18 protein-coding genes are annotated in these 17,610 nt (G+C 31.1%); 2 read left to right on the top strand and 16 right to left on the bottom strand.

The features are described from left to right. The first annotated feature begins 132 nt into the window (after positions 1 to 132). On the top strand, positions 133 to 1,170 hold the full coding sequence (locus tag OIU83_RS00395) for an alpha/beta hydrolase (RefSeq protein WP_264204306.1): 1,038 nt from the start codon (positions 133 to 135) through the stop codon (positions 1,168 to 1,170). 132 nt (positions 1,171 to 1,302) lie between these two features. Here OIU83_RS00395 and OIU83_RS00390 read toward each other — a convergent pair whose 3' ends face one another. The 14 genes from OIU83_RS00390 to truA all read right to left on the bottom strand — a co-directional run bounded on the left by OIU83_RS00390 (position 1,303) and on the right by truA (position 13,099). Beyond that, on the bottom strand, positions 1,303 to 2,037 hold the full coding sequence (locus OIU83_RS00390) for a class I SAM-dependent methyltransferase (protein ID WP_264204305.1): 735 nt from the start codon (positions 2,035 to 2,037) through the stop codon (positions 1,303 to 1,305). 27 nt (positions 2,038 to 2,064) lie between these two features. Next, positions 2,065 to 2,604 (bottom strand): GNAT family N-acetyltransferase, encoded by a 540-nt coding sequence (locus tag OIU83_RS00385; protein WP_264204304.1) that lies wholly within the window; start codon positions 2,602 to 2,604, stop codon positions 2,065 to 2,067. Between the two features lie 101 nt (positions 2,605 to 2,705). Then, positions 2,706 to 3,053, bottom strand: coding sequence for a nuclear transport factor 2 family protein (locus tag OIU83_RS00380; protein ID WP_264204303.1), 348 nt, complete (start codon positions 3,051 to 3,053; stop codon positions 2,706 to 2,708). 20 nt (positions 3,054 to 3,073) lie between these two features. Next, the gene (locus OIU83_RS00375; protein ID WP_264204302.1) at positions 3,074 to 3,421 is read right to left on the bottom strand and encodes a hypothetical protein; all 348 of its coding nucleotides are present in this window, start codon (positions 3,419 to 3,421) and stop codon (positions 3,074 to 3,076) included. 569 nt (positions 3,422 to 3,990) lie between these two features. Beyond that, positions 3,991 to 4,674 carry a carbonic anhydrase gene (locus OIU83_RS00370; protein ID WP_264204301.1) on the bottom strand — a complete coding sequence of 228 codons (684 nt, stop codon included), beginning with the start codon at positions 4,672 to 4,674 and terminating at the stop codon, positions 3,991 to 3,993. Positions 4,675 to 4,866: 192 nt separating this feature from the next. Beyond that, positions 4,867 to 5,106 (bottom strand): arginase family protein, encoded by a 240-nt coding sequence (locus tag OIU83_RS00365; protein WP_264204300.1) that lies wholly within the window; start codon positions 5,104 to 5,106, stop codon positions 4,867 to 4,869. Position 5,107: 1 nt separating this feature from the next. Further along, positions 5,108 to 5,254 (bottom strand): hypothetical protein, encoded by a 147-nt coding sequence (locus OIU83_RS00360; RefSeq protein WP_264204299.1) that lies wholly within the window; start codon positions 5,252 to 5,254, stop codon positions 5,108 to 5,110. After that, positions 5,232 to 5,669 carry a PH domain-containing protein gene (locus OIU83_RS00355; RefSeq protein ID WP_264204298.1) on the bottom strand — a complete coding sequence of 146 codons (438 nt, stop codon included), beginning with the start codon at positions 5,667 to 5,669 and terminating at the stop codon, positions 5,232 to 5,234. The genes OIU83_RS00360 and OIU83_RS00355 overlap by 23 nt, the downstream gene beginning before the upstream one ends. Before the next feature lie 218 nt (positions 5,670 to 5,887). Further along, positions 5,888 to 6,790, bottom strand: a complete 903-nt coding sequence (locus OIU83_RS00350) for a PhzF family isomerase (protein WP_264204297.1) — start codon at positions 6,788 to 6,790, stop codon at positions 5,888 to 5,890. A 272-nt stretch (positions 6,791 to 7,062) separates the two neighbouring features. Further along, on the bottom strand, positions 7,063 to 7,629 hold the full coding sequence (locus tag OIU83_RS00345) for a hypothetical protein (protein WP_264204296.1): 567 nt from the start codon (positions 7,627 to 7,629) through the stop codon (positions 7,063 to 7,065). A gap of 423 nt (positions 7,630 to 8,052) precedes the next feature. Beyond that, positions 8,053 to 8,562: a TPM domain-containing protein gene (locus OIU83_RS00340; protein WP_264204295.1), complete on the bottom strand. Its 510-nt coding sequence runs from the start codon at positions 8,560 to 8,562 to the stop codon at positions 8,053 to 8,055. Between the two features lie 267 nt (positions 8,563 to 8,829). Next, complete coding sequence (gene lpdA / locus OIU83_RS00335) at positions 8,830 to 10,218, bottom strand: dihydrolipoyl dehydrogenase (RefSeq protein ID WP_264204294.1); 1,389 nt, start codon at positions 10,216 to 10,218, stop codon at positions 8,830 to 8,832. A gap of 249 nt (positions 10,219 to 10,467) precedes the next feature. Further along, on the bottom strand, positions 10,468 to 12,222 hold the full coding sequence (locus tag OIU83_RS00330; RefSeq protein ID WP_264204293.1) for an ABC transporter ATP-binding protein: 1,755 nt from the start codon (positions 12,220 to 12,222) through the stop codon (positions 10,468 to 10,470). Between the two features lie 139 nt (positions 12,223 to 12,361). Continuing rightward, the gene (truA, locus tag OIU83_RS00325) at positions 12,362 to 13,099 is read right to left on the bottom strand and encodes a tRNA pseudouridine(38-40) synthase TruA (RefSeq protein WP_264204292.1); all 738 of its coding nucleotides are present in this window, start codon (positions 13,097 to 13,099) and stop codon (positions 12,362 to 12,364) included. A 291-nt stretch (positions 13,100 to 13,390) separates the two neighbouring features. Between truA and OIU83_RS00320 the strand changes: the two genes are divergently transcribed. After that, positions 13,391 to 13,888: a metallophosphoesterase family protein gene (locus OIU83_RS00320; RefSeq protein ID WP_264204291.1), complete on the top strand. Its 498-nt coding sequence runs from the start codon at positions 13,391 to 13,393 to the stop codon at positions 13,886 to 13,888. On the opposite strand, the gene OIU83_RS00315 is transcribed toward OIU83_RS00320, so the two are convergent. Both OIU83_RS00315 and OIU83_RS00310 read right to left on the bottom strand, forming a co-directional pair. Beyond that, a complete protein-coding gene (locus OIU83_RS00315) occupies positions 13,885 to 15,597 on the bottom strand; it encodes a tetratricopeptide repeat-containing sensor histidine kinase (protein ID WP_264204290.1) in 1,713 nt (570 codons plus the stop codon). The two genes, OIU83_RS00320 and OIU83_RS00315, sit on opposite strands and share 4 nt — an antisense overlap. A gap of 213 nt (positions 15,598 to 15,810) precedes the next feature. After that, entirely contained in the window at positions 15,811 to 17,505 is a 1,695-nt protein-coding gene (locus OIU83_RS00310) for a tetratricopeptide repeat-containing sensor histidine kinase (protein ID WP_264204289.1), read from the bottom strand. Between the last annotated feature and the right edge of the window lie 105 nt (positions 17,506 to 17,610).

The raw sequence follows: 17,610 nt of genomic DNA, 5'->3' as shown, positions 1-17,610 counted from the left end.
TTGTTACAAAAAATAGAGATTGCTCATTACTTTTAAGTTCATGTTTATTCAACTATTTTGTACTCATAGTTAAGTATTAAATGAAGTATTAAAGATATTGGAAGTTTATTTTTGCTTAAAATTAATAAACGAATGATAAGATATAAAATATCTGTATTGATTTGTATTTTAGGGTTATATCAAATAAACGCACAGAATAACAGAATCATTTCTAAAGAAAACACAATGAATAGTATTGAAGTTTTAAAAATACAAAGTCGGATTAATAATTTAGATATTGCAATTAATCATATGCAACCTAAAGTAATTTCAAATGATTATCCGGTACTTTTTCTTCATGGTTCATCATTCCCAACGGCTCTTTCTTTTAATTTTAAAATGAATAATACCTCTTGGATGACCAATTTATCAGAGAATGGGTATGACGTATTTTCATTGGATTTCTTAGGTTATGGAAATTCTGATCGCTATCCAGAAATGGAAAATCATTCTAAAGAAAGTAAAGTCGTTGGCAGAGCTCAGGATGTGTTTTTGGATGTTGATAAGGCTGTAGATTTAATTATAAAAAAGACGGGTAAAAATAAAGTGTATTTGATAGGTCATTCATGGGGTGGAAGTGTTGCAGCACTTTATGCATCAAAATTTCCAGAGAAAATTGAGAAACTAGTTTTATTTGCGACCATAACCGTAAGAAACGAACCGTATGAAGCTGAAAACATTAAAGGTTCTTTTGATGAGATGACTCCTAAACAAAGGATTGATGCCATGAAAAGTCTAACTCCTGATGGAGAAATATGTCAATTAGAAAAAGAAATTTTTACTAATTGGGGAGAAAATTGGAGAAAAAGTGATCCATTACTTAGAAAGTTTAAAACAGAAAGTATCCGTTTCCCTTCAGGTCCAAATCAAGATGTCGAAGATCTATTGCACAATAAACCCTATTATAATCCGAGGGATATTAAATCTTCAACCTTAATAATAAGAGGTGAATGGGACAAATATCCTAATAATGCCGATGCCGAAAATTTATTCCTCTCTCTAGAAAATGCAAAATCAAAGAAGTATGTGGTATTGGAAAAAGGAACTCATGTTATGCATTTGGAGAAAAGCCGGGTAGAATTATATAATGAAATTTTATTTTTTTTTAAAGCAAATAAGTCAACTTTCTAAAACTATTTAAGTCCATATAAGTTATTAAAGAAAATATAAGTTTTTAAATGTTTCTCTCAAATGGACTTATATGGTTAGTCTTTTAGGTAAAGAAAACTTAGAGTTCATTTATCTTATACAGCCTGATTATTATTAATTCTTAACCGCCGAAATCAATATAAATATAGGTCTTCTGCTCTCGTCAATCATTTCGGGATATTTCTCAAGTATTTCGGTAGAAGGTTTCGGTTCAGATATTTGTTTGACAGTAAAGTTGGCTTTGATTAATGTATTTACAATAGTTTCGAAAGTTCGGTGGTATTTAATTACTTCGTGACCTAGAAATTGTGTGTATCTTATGCCTTCATTTTGATAATTATCAATTGGCCAATGCAAGCGATTTCCATCTGTATCGGTAAACCAATCTTGTTCTGGTCGAGATGTAAATACAGGATGTTCCATAGAAAAAACAAAGCTGCCACCTTTCTTTAGGTACTGATTAATTTTGTTAAAAACAGTTTCAAGATCTTTTACATAATGAAATGCGAGGGAACTAATTACAATATCAAATTCTTCGGGTTTAAAGTCGATATCTTCAATTGCGCCTTGTTTGTAATCTATGGTTAAGCCTTTTGAATTCTCTTTGGCTTTTTGGATCATTTTTTCAGATAAATCAACCCCAACAACATTTTTTGCGCCTTGTTCTTTTGCATAAATACAATGCCAACCGTATCCACAACCTAAATCTAGAACATTTCTATCTTTAAACTCAGGTAACATTTCACGTAAAACATACCATTCTCCTGCTGCATTTAATCCGTCGACAGAACGTGGCATTTTGCCATAATTCTCGAAGAAAGATTTATCATCATATTTATTTTGTTTCATGTTATTGACTATGACTTTTGCTTTTATTTATGGCTTCCTCAAAGTATAAGTTACTATATTTTTTACATTAAGATGCGTATTATTATAAGGTTTGTCTTCGTATTGAAAATTATTTCTTTTTAATATAGTTACCGAATTGATATTATCTGAGGAAGGAAAAGCTGTTATAAGCGATGCCTTTATTCCTTCAAAAGCATATTTTACAACTTCTTTCAATGCTTCCGACATAAATCCTTTTCCTTGGTATTGTGTTAACATTTCGTAGCCAATTTCGACTATATCATTCTCCAAATCAAAGTTCCAAAGACATACAGAACCTATTAAATCATTATTTTCTTTTAACGCAATTACCCAATATATGCACTCATTCTTGGCAATCAGATTATTTATTCGGGTTATATATGCTTCTGCTTTATCTAAATTGGAGGAATTATCCCTACCTACAAATGAGTTTACAATTGGATCAGAATGTAACTTATGGATAAATTCAAAATCTTGGACTTCCAGATTTCTCAATACTAATCTCTCAGTTTTTAACCTTGGGAATTTACTAAAATTTGGTTTCATAACATTCGGAATTTAATTTTTGTCACATTAAACGAAGCAGTGATTATAAGTTATTTTTTATAAAATAACTTATAATCATTTAAGATGCATTTTTGCGTAAGCTAAACGGCTTTTCTTATCAAATCCATTCGGGTTATTTTTTGGTCATTCACTTCAAAAATAACTACTTGTTCCGTTCTTTCATCGCTTCCATTTCTACCGTAGATGTATTCCTGAACAATTATTTTATTATCAAAATGGATTGTTTTTATTATTTCGGCTCGAAGATTTGGTGAGTTTTCGAATAATGTGATAAACATTTTTTCACAGTCACCTATTCCATTAATGGTTATTGAATTATCAGAGAAATTAATAATTTTGATGTTATCGCTATATAATGGCATCATGTTTTTTATGTCCCTATTGTCAAAAGCCAACATTTGGGCATCGATAATTTGTTCTATTGTCATTCTTGTTATTTATTTTTTATCTAATTCTTAATTTTTTCATGGGGAATTTCTGCTCCGCACCAAGTTTTAATATTTGTAGGTTCAAAGTTAGGACAACTTTTCATATCTACTTTAGAAATCCAAATAATATCTTCAGTTTTTAGACCTGCATTAAAATAGTAATTATTGTAATCTTCGCCATATACCCAAGCATCACTAGAACCCTTTTGCATAACGGTAGCATTAAAGATAAATAGGTTAGATTCCTTTGGGATATAGTAATTTTTATCAACGATGTATCCCCAAATATTTATTAAGAATGAAGAAATAAACACTACATAAAACAAAATGGCTAATAGAACTGGGATTAAATATTTTTTGTATTTCATAGCAATATAATTTTTTTATTAATTTAAACAGCAATTATATTATTTTAAAAATAGATGGGTTATTTGGTAGATATCTAATTTTTATTTTTTTGCTTATGGTTTTTTTTTCATAAAAAGCTTTATCTACGCTTTTCGAAATAGTGTATTCTTTTCCTTCTTTTGTACTAAATAGTATATGAATTTAAGGATCTTTGGTATGTTGCTTTGGCTGTTTTAAGTTGACTCTGAATAATAGCCTCTGTTGTTATTCCGTTTTTTTCAATTTCAGTATTAGTTCTTATTCCAAGGGCATAATTTATACCTAATGAAAAAATACAAAATGTTACGGCAAATGCCAAACGATATTTTTTTGAAAAGATATATTTAATATGATTGTAAGTTAATTCTCTTATTTTATTAGTCTTACTTAGAGCTAATAATATAAAAAATATGCAAATTAAAGATTCGGATATTATGATGTAATATTTGTAAGAATTGTATAGGTTAATTGTAGTAAAAAGTAAACAGCAGATATAAAAAACTACTGTTACCTTATACCATTTTAAAGGATTATTTTGCATGTAGTCTTGTTATTGCAACTTTACAATTTGCCCAGTATGAACATCATATAACATTGGTACAATTTTTATTTTATACTCTTTTATGATAGGATTATCTTGTATTAGCTTTGTAGAGTGCATGATGTTAGCTTTAATTGCACCTAGATAGTCAGTTGATTTAGGAGTTGTTTTATCAGCTTGTTTTTCTTCATCTTCCTCTGATATCATTTCTACAATATTATCGATATGGCTTAAATGTTTCTTATAGGCTCCATCATTATCATTGATATAGGCTTTTATTGCACCACATTCAGTATGACCTAAAACAACGATTAATTTAGAATCTAAGTGTTCTATAGCATACTCAATGCTTCCCATATCGATATCCGAAATTAAGTTTCCGGCATTACGTATCACAAATAAATCACCAATGCCTTGGTCAAACACAATTTCGGGAGAAACTCTACTGTCAGAACAGGTTATAATAACTGCAAATGGTTTTTGTCCATTCTGATTTTCTAAAACAGATTTTTTGTTTTGATGGGGATGGATTGATTTCTCATCCAAAAAGCGTTGATTGCCTGTTGTTAATTTTTCCAGAGAAGTCAAATCTTTATTTAAATCTCCAGTTTCAACTTTTTGATTGTCGTTGTTATTTTTACAACTTACCACCATAAAAATTGCAATTACTAATGTAAGGAATTTTGTTTTCATTATTTATATTGTTAATTATTAAAAGTATTTAAAATCAGTTATATAAATAATTTGTCATAAATATAACCTTACAAAAATATGTCTTTTTTATTACAAAGTAAATAAATGAAGTTTTTTATTTGTAAAAATTATCTGAATATCATTTCTATTCCTTGTTTGCCTTAGCAGAATTAAAAGTATTGCTAATATTTTTTACAAAATCTTTGGCGTATGTCCTGTAGTATCTAAGTCGGGATCGAGGATTGTTATTTCAAGTCCAGTGAGTTTGTCACTTTGAAATAGAAGATAAGTTAGTTCATTGAATTCTTCATAGGTCAAACTATCCAGAGTTTGGCTATCTGCGCAAGGCATTATTATATCGTTTAAAACACCAACATCAATATAAAGCCAAAATCCATCCAGATTCTTATTTTTAATTTCCAAAAGGAACAAGTCACAATATACTTTCTGGATTGAGAGAATTATACAAATCGTGTTTCTTTAACCATTCTGGTAAATGTTTTACTCCAGGTTCTTTATTAGGTTGCGGCTCTTTTAATCCCAGATTTGACGGAAATTCAACAATGTATATCTTTTTCATGATTTGATGCTTTTAACTTAATCTCTATTTCAGGGTTAATATTTTTTAGTGTTTGAATAAACTCCTGTTTGTCTTTTGGTGAAATTACAACGGTATCAAATTTATTATATAAAACCTCAAGTCTGTCAAATGATAATGCGGGTGAACTTAGAAGGGTATTTGTTTCGGACATTTTTTTTATATTCCGAATATCAACCGTAATAGATACCAGAAACCCTGATTTTACAATTAAATTATTTTCGGTAATAATATAATAGGTTGTTGAAAATAGATGTAAAATAAATAGTATTGCAAGAGTCATAAAAGATGCCACGTACCAATCTTTATCATATAACATTTTAAATAGTGAAGGGATAAAAATGATCGATAAAAAAACTATTAATGGAGTGTCAATTTTGGATTTATATTTTTTCATTTTAAGGTTTATTTGGATAATTAGTCATGGACAATATTCTCCTTCAGTTTCCGTATCAAAATCATGTAAATAAAATGTGCCGAATCTACCCACGAAAATGTTGTTTGTCTTTCCTTTAAGAATGTATTTCTTAAGGAATCAAGGTCACTTTTTCTAATTTCTACAATTTTCATTTATGTGTGTTATTTTTTAATTGAGAGAAATAGATGTAATCAATTTTAAATCTCAATTTCGGCTCTAAAAACAACTACAGCATCCCCTTTTATCTGAATCAATACCGGTTTATTATTTTCAATCTTTACTTTAACTTTTATTACCCCAAGACGATCTATTTTTTCTCCTTGTCTTCCGTTAAATTCAAACGTATCATTTTTAAAATCTACAATTTTATTTTGTACCAAATAACCTCCAAGTGGTCCATTTGCATTACCAGTAACAGGGTCTTCATTTATACCAATTCCAGGAGCAAACATTCTGCCGTAAGTCAAGATGTCTTTATCATCAGAATCGAATGTAAAGACAAAATATCCGTTGCAATTAATCTCCTTGCTTAAATTGGCTAGAGCATTATAGTTTGGAGATAAAGCATTGAGTTTTGTTCTGCTTTTAATTCCAATCATAACTTTAGAGTGCCCTGTAGAAGCTATTTGGATTGGACATTTTTCATTTCTATCAGATTCTTCAAGACCTAATGCAGTTATCATTCTGGTGGTTATATCTTCATTAAATGCAGGACTTAGTTCAAAATTTCCCTGAGTCATTAAAATTTGATAGTCTCCATTATTTTTGATTATCTCAAAAGGTAGAATACCAATCTTGGTCTTGAATTTTAATACACAAGAATCCAAATTGTCTTCATGAGCTTTGGCATACATTGCAGCAATAGTAGCGTGTCCGCAAATAGGAACTTCGGTACTTGGCGTAAAGTATCGTATTACTCCATCACAATCCTCACTATCTGGAGAGAAAAGAAAAGCTGTTTCGGAGTTATTTAATTCTCTTGCGATTTGCTGCATTTGATAATCATTCAATCCATCGGCATTTACAACTACTCCTGCTGGATTTCCTTTGAATTTTTCTTTTGTGAAAGAATCGATCTGGTATGTTGTTAGTTTTTTCATTTGTTTTTTAAGCTTGCCTATTAATTTTCTAATTTGAGGTAATTATTATCAAAACTAATTATAACTTTCTTGAATTGACGAATTATGCCCAGTCGAATGTTGCCATAATTTATTTTCCCATAAACACCATAATCAGAATTATCAACTTGTAATTTCTGTAAATTTATTTGATTTTTTCCTAATTTGATGTATTGATTTTTTAATTTCAAAAGATCTGTTGTAATTTCTTGTCCACTGGCATTTGCAGTTTTTTCAGAAATAAGAATCGGTTTTTATTTGGTCAATATTCTTCTTCCTTCATTTCTATAAAGAAGTAAAAATAATCCTAAAGCAAAAAGGATACAACTTAACACCATATAAGTCCCGTTTTTTAATACAAAGAAAGTAAATCCTACTGCAGGTGCTCCAATTATTACCATTAAGGTACTAATGGTGTGAGTTTTAATAAAATTTAATGCGTGCGTTGCTAACCCGACAAAAAGTAGCGAAGGTCCGATGATAACAAAAGGATATAAAATAGATGGCGTATTACTTATCTGATTGCCTAATTCTGTTTTTGCGATTTCGTCATTTCCAAAACTCCACATAATAAAGTCAATAGTACAAAGCCCTATATGACCTATAACTCCTAGAGTAGTTAAAAAAGAGGCTACAAAATTAAGTTTGTTCTTTGGGAATACGTCATTAAAAGAAAGTAATAATACAGCCCCAATTAAGTTAAACCAATGAGCAAAATCTATGGGTTTTTGAAAATATGCTAGTTTAGAACCTTGTGAAAACATTATATAACTAAGAACAAAAAAGAGTAATCCGATTAAGCAAATACTTTTTGGTTTCATAACATTGTTTTTTGGCTGTAAATGATTGGTTTATAATATAGACGGTTGCTTTTATTATTTGTTACAAATCTAGTTTTTGTTTTTTCTTTAATAACAACTTTTGTCATTCATATATGGACTTTCAAAATTTATCCACTTTGTTGTATTTAATGTCTTTCCATTAGTATTCATTGGAGTGAATCTAATCTTGTATTTTCCACATTCGGCATGAGCAGAATTTAATCCGATTGCAAAGAAAAAAAGAAGAATAATTTTTTTTACAATGAGGTTTTAAGTTTTATTGGAGTGATTTTATATAGGTGTCTTATTTATACTTATTGCGTCGTTATATTATAATAGCCGTCAGTCCAATTGCTAATATAAAAAAATCCGATATGTTTTCACAAATCGGATTCTATATAGTATTGAATTTTTTTGAAATTGCTATTTCAGTTTTATTATTATTTGCGATACTGCTTTTTCCAATCCTTTATAATAATCCCCTTTCTTAAATTCGGGTAATGCAAAATTGGCTATAATATCTTTAGTTTCATCATCAGTAAGTTTACTACGTAGGCTATCAACACCTTGAACCTGAATTTGTCTTAACTCTTTACTCAGGATAATTAAAACTGCAGTATTCAGTTTTAAATCATTGGCTAAATAGGTATTCAAACCTAATGTGTATTCCGGAATATCCGTATAAGGTTTTATGGAGGAAGTTGTTACAATAATAATTTTATTACCTGAGTCTGTTTCACATGATTTTAAAGTAGTCTTTAAAGTCGTTATCTGATTTGAGGTTAGTATTTTTTCGAAATCATTTACATAATCATATGATTTTGAAAAAACACTTTGTGTTTCAGAACTTTGACTAACTTCTTTTTTTGTCTGGGCAAAAAAACTATTTGGTAGGAATAAAGTAATTGTAATAATGAAGAATATCTTTTTCATATTAGTACTGAGGATTAGATTTGGTGCCGCGAAAATAACACTTTATTATCATAATTTACCTTGTAATTTTATACGAAATGGTTAATATTTTATTGGTTTTGTATGAAGCATGTAAAAAAACATAACTGTAGCCACGCCCAGTAGTAGATCTCTAGAGTTTTAATAAATCATAAAAAAATCCGACTTGTTTTCACAAATCGGATTTTAAATTGAAAATTAAATATAGCCTGTAAAGCGCACACTGCTGTGCATCTTTACGTTGGTATTTTACAAGTGAATTACTTCGCCGTAAGCATCAGCAACAGCTTCCATAACAGCCTCGCTCATTGTTGGGTGAGGGTGAATAGATTTTAAGATTTCATGACCGGTAGTCTCTAGTTTACGAGCTACAACTGCCTCGGCAATCATATCTGTAACACCAGCACCAATCATGTGGCATCCTAACCATTCGCCATATTTGGCATCGAAGATTACTTTTACAAAACCGTCTGGAGTTCCAGCAGCTTTAGCTTTTCCAGAAGCAGAGAATGGGAATTTACCAATTTTTAATTCGTATCCTTTTTCTTTAGCTTGTTTTTCTGTTAAACCTACAGAAGCAATTTCCGGAGTAGCATACGTACATCCAGGAACGTTTCCGTAATCGATAGGTTGTACATGTAATCCAGCAATTTTTTCTACACAGTTAATTCCTTCGGCAGAAGCTACGTGAGCCAAAGCCTGACCTGGAGTAACATCTCCAATTGCATAATATCCAGGAATATTAGTTTGGTTGTAAGCGTTTACCAAGATTTTATCTCTATCTGTAGCGATTCCTACTTCTTCAAGACCAATATTCTCGATGTTAGTTTTAATACCAACAGCCGATAATAAAATATCTGCTTCAAGAACCTCTTCGCCTTTTGCAGTTTTAACAAAAGCTTTTACACCTGCACCAGTTGTGTCAACACGCTCAACAGATGAGTTGGTCATGATTTTAATTCCAGCTTTTTTCAAAGAACGCTCCATTTGTTTAGAGATATCTTCGTCTTCTACAGGGACAACGTTTGGCATAAATTCTACAATAGTAACCTCAGTTCCCATTGAGTTATAAAAATGTGCAAACTCAACACCAATAGCACCAGAACCTACAATAATCATCGATTTTGGTTGTGTTGGTAATGTCATCGCTTGACGGTATCCTATTACTTTTACACCATCTTGAGGTAAGTTTGGTAACTCACGAGAACGGGCTCCAGTAGCAACGATAATATGGTCTGCGCTATATTCGGTAACTTTATTGTCTTTATCTGTAACGTCAAGTTTTTTTCCTGGCTTAAGTTTACCAAAACCTTCGATAACGTCAATTTTGTTTTTTTTCATCAGGAATTGAACACCTTTACTCATTCCTTCGGCAACACCACGGCTACGTTGTACAACAGCAGGGAAATCTTTATCGAATTCAGAAACAGTCAATCCGTAATCGGAAGCGTGTTTTAGATAATCAAAAACCTGAGCCGATTTAAGTAATGCTTTCGTCGGTATACAACCCCAGTTTAAGCATACACCACCTAGGTTTTCTTTTTCAACTACGGCTACTTTAAAGCCTAATTGTGATGCTCTAATGGCAGTAACATATCCGCCTGGACCACTTCCTAAAACAATAACGTCGTATTTCATTTTTTAAGTATTTATTTTATTTTTAAAATTGAAAGCACTAAAAAGGCATTTCATTTTCTCTTTTTTAACTAATAATCGAGATTGCGAATTTAAGGATTTATTTTAAAAAAAGGTTTAATTTTTATTTCAAGGTAAATTTACATTGGCTATTTCACAGAGATTGAAATAAAAGTGATTTAATTTACTAAAATTAAGCTAATAATCAGCTCTTTTTTGTGAAAACAGCAGTAATTAAAATAGTGTTCCGTACTAATTTGCAATCACAAATTGGGAGTCGTATAAGTTTTTGTAAAAACCTTCGGCACGATTAATCAATTCTTGATGCGTTCCCTGTTCTACAATAAGCCCTTTATCCATAACCACAATTTTATCGGCATTAACAATCGTTGCCAATCTATGCGCAATTACAATCGAAGTTCTACCTTTTGTAATTGTTTCGGTAGCACGCTGGATTAGTTCTTCAGAGTACGTATCTATAGACGAAGTAGCTTCGTCTAATATTAAGATACTCGGATTACTTACATAAGAACGCAAGAAAGCGATTAATTGGCGCTGCCCCGAAGAAAGCATTACTCCACGTTCCTTAACATCAAAATCATAATTATCAGGCAAACTCATAATAAAATCATGAACACCAATTACTTTGGCAGCTTCCAGAACCTGAGCTTTGGTTATCTCGGGATTATTAAGTGTAATATTATTGTAAATCGTATCGGCAAACAAAAACACATCTTGCAGAACCACAGCAATTTGCTTGCGTAGCGAAGCCAGAGTGTAGTTCTCGATATTATGCCCATCAATACAAATCGTCCCGCTGTTAATTTCATAAAAGCGATTCAGTAAGTTTATTATAGTCGATTTTCCAGCACCAGTCGAACCTACAATAGCAATAGTTTGTCCAGCTTCTACCGATAAATCAATACCTTTAATAACTTCTTCCTCTGGAATGTATCCAAAACGAACATCCTTAAATTCTATAGTTCCGTTAAAAATAGGCGCTTCGATTGTTCCCGTATCCTGAATATGGTCTTGGGTATCGATAATATCAAAAACACGATTGGCGGCAATCATCCCCAGTTGCATCTCGTTAAATTTATCCGCAATCTGACGTAGCGGATTAAACAACATCCCGATAAACATCGTGTAAGAGAATAAATCTCCAAAAGTGGTAAAATGGTCTCCATTTAGGATTTTAAAACCACCAAAAACTACAATACAACCCAATGTAAGTGACGAAATAATATCGGCAATAGGAAAGAAAATAGAGTTATATAAAATGGTTTTTATCCATGCTTTTTTATGTTTTCCGTTTATCTCCTTGAAACTTTCGTATTCAGCATTTTCACGGTTAAAAAGTTGAACAATTTTCATACCCGTAACACGCTCCTGTACAAAAGAGTTCATGTTGGCAATCTGAGTTCTAACTTCCTCAAAAGCAACCTGCATTTTACGCTGAAAAATACGAGTGATAAAAACCAAAATAGGCATGGCAACAACCACAATCCAAGTCAGTTTCCAGTTCATATAAAACATAAAAATTAGTACAACAAGCATTTTCATCAAGTCACTAATAATCATGAATAAACCTTGGCTGAAGATTCTTGCAATCGACTCAATATCCGAAACCGAACGAGTAACCAATTGCCCCACAGGAACAAGGTCGAAATATTTCATTCTAAAACTCAAGATATGCTTAAACAACTTTGTACGAATATCTTTTACAATATCCTGACCAAGCCAGTTTGCCCAATACACAAAATAAAACTGAGAGAAAACCTCCAGCATAAGCACAATTCCCATTAAGGTTACATAAAAAAGTAAACCCAATTGGTCGTGCGTTTTAATATATCCATCCACAGTTTGCTTAAGCAAATAGGGGCGAAGAGCGGCAAAAATAGAGAGTGAAATGGCAAAAATGATTACACCATTATAACGCCATTTGTAAGGTTTAGTATAAGTAAGAATTCGTTTAAAGAGACCAGTATCAAATGCTTTTGCTTTCATTTTATTTAGGAGTTATATCCTGTTTTTCGTTGCAATCTTAATTATTTTTCCTTTAAAAATAATTAAAGATTTACATTTCAAATGTTTACATTCACTGAACTCTTATTGCAATAAAAGTTTGGTGAAGTAATCAGGGCTATTAGGTAATATAATCGTACACAACCTTAGTTAAGTACAATCCGTGAGCCGGAACCGAAAAACCAGCTTTGTCTCGGTTTTTGCTGGCAATGATATTTTCAAAATCATCCAACGTAATTTTGTGTAAACCAACATTTATCAAAGTACCAACAATGGCGCGAACCATATTTCGCAAAAAACGATTGGCCGAAATGGTAAAAATGAGCTTATTATCTTCGGTTTTCCAATACGCTTCAAAAATACTACAATCAAATGTATTTACATCAGTATTCACCTTCGAAAAGCATTGGAAATCGGTATGATTTAACAAAATTTTAGCAGCTTCGTTCATCAATGCAACATCTAGATATTGATGAAAATACCAACTTAATTCCTGAAGAAAAGGATCTTTTACTGTATTAATATGATATTCATAAGTACGTTTCGTTGCGTCGAAACGACAATGTGCCTCATCTTGAACCAAGATAATGTCATAAATAGCTATGTCTTTTGGTAAGTACGAGTTGAGTTTGTGAACTAAGTTTGGAACAGCAATAGGGGAGTCATAATCAAAATGAGCAAACATTTCTTTGGCATGAACACCAGTATCAGTACGACCAGCTCCCATTAAATTAATAGGAGTATTTAATAAAACCGAAAGAGCTTTGTTAAGAGTTTCTTGAACCGATGACGCATTAGGCTGGTATTGCCAACCATGATATTGCGTTCCGTTGTATGCAAATTGTATAAAATATCTCAAGGTAAAGGTGCAAAGGTTTTGAGGTGTAAAGGTACAAAGGTTTTTTCTTTTTTAGGCTCAAAGAAACAAAGAGGCAAAGGTTCAAAGGTTTTTTACATAGCATTATTCTGTAGAAACGCACCGCAGTGCGTCTAATGCCACATAAATCTATAACGACAATCGTTGTGTTAGACGCACTGCGGTGCGTCTCTACATAAAAAAAACCTTAGAATCTTAGTACCTCAGAACCTTAGTAGCTTTAAGAAAACCTTTGTACCTTTGTGCCTCTCAACCTATGAACCTTTCCTGAAATTGAAAAAAATCCTCTTACTTTCCGATACGCACAGTCATATTGATGACACTATTTTAAAATATGTTTCCCAGGCCGATGAAGTATGGCATGCAGGGGATATTGGTGATTTATCGGTGACTGATGCTATAAAGAAAGTAAAACCATTGCGATGTGTTTATGGTAATATCGATGATGCAAAGGCTCGATTAGAGTTTCCTCTTAATAATCGTTTTATGTGCGAAGATGTTTCGGTTTGGATTACACATATTGGCGGATATCCAGGAAAATATAGTCCAGCTATTAAAGCCGAAATAGCAGCAAATCCTCCTAAATTATTTATCTGCGGACATTCGCATATTCTAAAAGTGATGTTTGATAAAAAAAATAATTTGTTGCACATGAATCCCGGTGCTGCAGGAAAAAGCGGTTTTCATCAAGTTCGCACTATGTTGCGATTTGTGATTGACGGAGATAAAATAAAAGATTTAGAAATTATAGAAATCGAAAAAAGAAATTAACTTTCAGTTGTTGATTTATTATTCATTATTGGTACTTCGATTCTAATAGTGGTTCCAATACTAATCTTAGAGTTAACTTCGATTTCCCCTTTTAGATTTTTTATTCTTGCTCGAATTTGGTTTAGTCCAAAACCTTCGATAATATTGAATTTATTGGTCTTGTAGCCTTTTCCGTTATCACTTATATTAATAATTAGATTTCCGTTATCTTCTGTTAATGAAACATGGGCGAGATTGGCTTCACTATGTTTTATGATATTATTTAAAAGCTCCGAAATAATGAAATAGATTCTCATTTCAAATTTTTCGCTATAGCGTGTTTTTAAAGGAATTGTACAGGAATACTCAAAGAAAATGGTCGAATTAGAATTCTTCTCACATAAATCTTCAAGAGCATAAAACATACCAAAGCGAACTAATAATGTGGGTAAAAGCTCATGAGATAAATCACGTATTTTATCATGTGCTTCTTCAAGAATAAATTTTGTTTTAAGAATTTCTTCAGAGACAGGTTCGTTTTGTGTTGAGAAAACATTTAGATGCATTCCTGCAGATGATAATAGAGCGCTAATGTTATCATGTAAAAAAAATGCGATTTTCTTTCGTTCGCTTTCTTGTCCGTCAATACTAGCATTAATGATGTTTTGTTGTATTTTACTCTGTATATCCTTAAGTCTGTTGTTTTGTTTTAGTTTAGTATTTTGATAGAAAAAATAGAATAAAATAATGGAAACAATAAATAAAGAAACCATAATGCTAACCACCTTTTTATTGCGTGATTGTTCTAATAAAAGAGATTGTTGTTTGGATTTGAATTGTGATTCAATTTTATCAATATCCCTTTTGTATTCGTCTATCTCTAGATTCATACCAGCAACGTGAACTTTACGCAATTTCTCCTCATTGTTTAGTTCCTCATTTAAGATAGTAAAATGAGTTAGATTATCATAAGCAGATTTATGGTTTCCTATTTTAGATAAAAATTTAGAGTATTCCTGATAGGCAAAAGATAAATCTGATTTTTCACTTCCTTCAAGACCATATTTTATTGCTTTGCTAAAGAAAAAGTCAGCTTTGGAGTAATCCTTTTTATGATTGTAATACATTCCATTAAGCATGTTTAAAACAACAAGTGTAGATTCATCCCCATGTTTTGGATGGTATTTATTAATGTAATCTAGAAAAGGAAAACCATCATCGTAACCGCCAATGTCAAAATAAGCCCAAGCAATATTTAATTTTGTAAAAACAATTTGTACAGAGTCTTTTATTTTTACACTACAATTAAGTGACTTTTTATAATATGAAATTCCTTTTTCGTATTCTTTTTTGTTGAAACAATAAATATTACCTAAATTATTATAAAGCCAGTTTTTAAGTTGGTTGTTATTGGTTTTCTCAGCATAAAAGATTCCTTTTTGATAATAAAATAACGCTTTATCTGGCTCAGTAAGTTCATCGAAATTGGCAGCAATGGTATTGTATGATTTCGCAATAAGATTTGCATCTTTAATGGCAATGGCATGATTTAAGGTAATTCGGGATTGTATTAATGATTTCTCATAATGTCCCTCACGCATAAGTTTTACAGCTTGATCAGCAAGAACTTCAATTTCCTTTTTGGAAAGTGGCTTATTTTGAGAGTAAAAGTTAGTGCTAAAACAAATTAGTAATATAACAAGTAAGGTAATAATTCGGGTTTTATGCATTTAATACGATTGTTACTTTATAGGGGCAAATTTCAAACATTTTGTTTCAAATTTAATAATTAAATTTGTTACGTTATTAGTGCATCGCTGATATTCAATAATTAACTAGGGAGTTACGGAGAATATTCTCGATATGACTACTGTATTTCCTAGCTGTAGATTAGATTTTAATGCAGATGATAATTTAAAATAAAAGTGTTTTACGTGATTAGTTTATGATTCATGCATTGTTGGAACCTCTATCCTAATTGATGTACCTGTGTCGATTTTGGATTCAACTATTATTTCTCCTTTTAGATTTTTAATTCTGGCTCGAATTTGATTTAGTCCAAAACCTTCAATAATATTAAACTTATTGGTCTTGTAACCTTTTCCGTTGTCGTTTACATTAATAATAAGTTTTGAATTTTCTTCTACCAATGTAATATTGGCAATAGTTGCTTCACTGTGTTTTATGATATTGTTTAAAAGCTCCGAAATGATGAAATAAATCCTCATTTCAAATTTTTCATGATAGCGAGTTTTTGAAGGTACGGTACAGGAATATTCAAAGCGAATAGTAGAGTTAGAATTTTTTTCACACAAATCTTCTAGCGCATAAAACATACCAAAGCGAACCAATAAAGTAGGTAAAAGTTCATGAGATAAATCTCGTACTTTATCATGTGCTTCTTTTAGAATAAATTTGGTTTTAAGAATCTCTTCTGTGATAGGTTCGTTTTGCGTCGAAAAAACATTTAAATGCATTCCCGCAGAAGATAATAACGCGCTAATGTTATCATGTAGAAATAATGCGATTTTCTTACGTTCGTTTTCCTGTCCGTCAATATTTGCGTTAATGATGTTTTGCTGAATATTACTTTGTATATCTTTAAGTCTGTTGTTTTCTTTTAGTTTTGTGTTTTGATAGAAAAAGTAAAATAAAATAATAGCTACAATAAACAAAGAAACCATGATGGTTACTACTTTTTTATTGCGTGATTGTTCTTTTAGTAAATGTTTTTGTCTGGATTTGTATTGAGATTCGATTTTATCAACTTCCCTTTTATATTCGTCTAATTCAAGATTAACTCCTACAAATTTAATTTTTTTCAACTCTGCAAATTCGGTGAGTTCTTTGTTGAGAATGTTAAGTTGGGTTATGTTTTCAAAAGCTTTTTTGTAGTTGTGATTTTTGAATAAAAAGTTTGCGTATTTTTCATGTGCGTTTGCTAAATCAAATTTTTCAGAACTTCCATTCCCTAATGCAATCGCTTTCAAGAAAAATGCATTTGCTTTTATAGTATCTTTTATGTGATCGTTATATATGCCATTTAACATATTTAGTGCAACTTCGGTCGATTCATCTCCATATTGTTTAAACTCATTTATATAATTAAAATAATCTAAACCTTTCTTAAAATTTTTAATCTCAAAATAGGCCCAGGTAATGTTAAGTTTTCTAAGGTATACTTTTGAATTATCAGCAGAATTTTTGCTGTACTCGAGTGATTTTTCATAGTGATTTATTCCTTTTTGATATTCTTTTTTATAGAAAAAATAGGTGTTTGCCAGATTGTTATGAATTTTGCTTTTTAATTTAACATCGTCAGTTTTATCAACATATTGTAGCGCTTTTTGGTAAAATAATAAAGCTTTGTCCAGCATGATCAGATCATCAAAATTCACTCCTATTAAGTTGTAACATCGTGCAATAAGAGCATTGTCATTAATGTTAATTGCCTGCTTTAATGCAATTCTCGCATTTCTTAAAGATTTCTCGTAGTTATCGGTTCTCCAGTTTTTTGTGGCTTCGTCTAGTAATTTTTCAATTTCGGTATTTGAAAGTTGCTTATTTTGAGAATAAAAGTTCGTGCTAAAACAAAATAGTAATATAATCAGTAATGAAATAATTTGGCTTTTATGCATTTAATATAGTTGTTGTTTATAGCTCTAAGTATCAAAAAAAAAAAAATTTTTGATATGGTTACTATAATTTTTTAGGAGTAGAGAGAGTTTTAAATCCAGATGATA

Origin of the sequence: Flavobacterium shii, assembly GCF_025847235.1 — a bacterium.
GTDB lineage: Bacteria > Bacteroidota > Bacteroidia > Flavobacteriales > Flavobacteriaceae > Flavobacterium > Flavobacterium shii.
The sequence above is the reverse complement of the archived record's forward strand: the minus strand, read 5'-3'. Positions and strand labels throughout refer to the sequence as shown.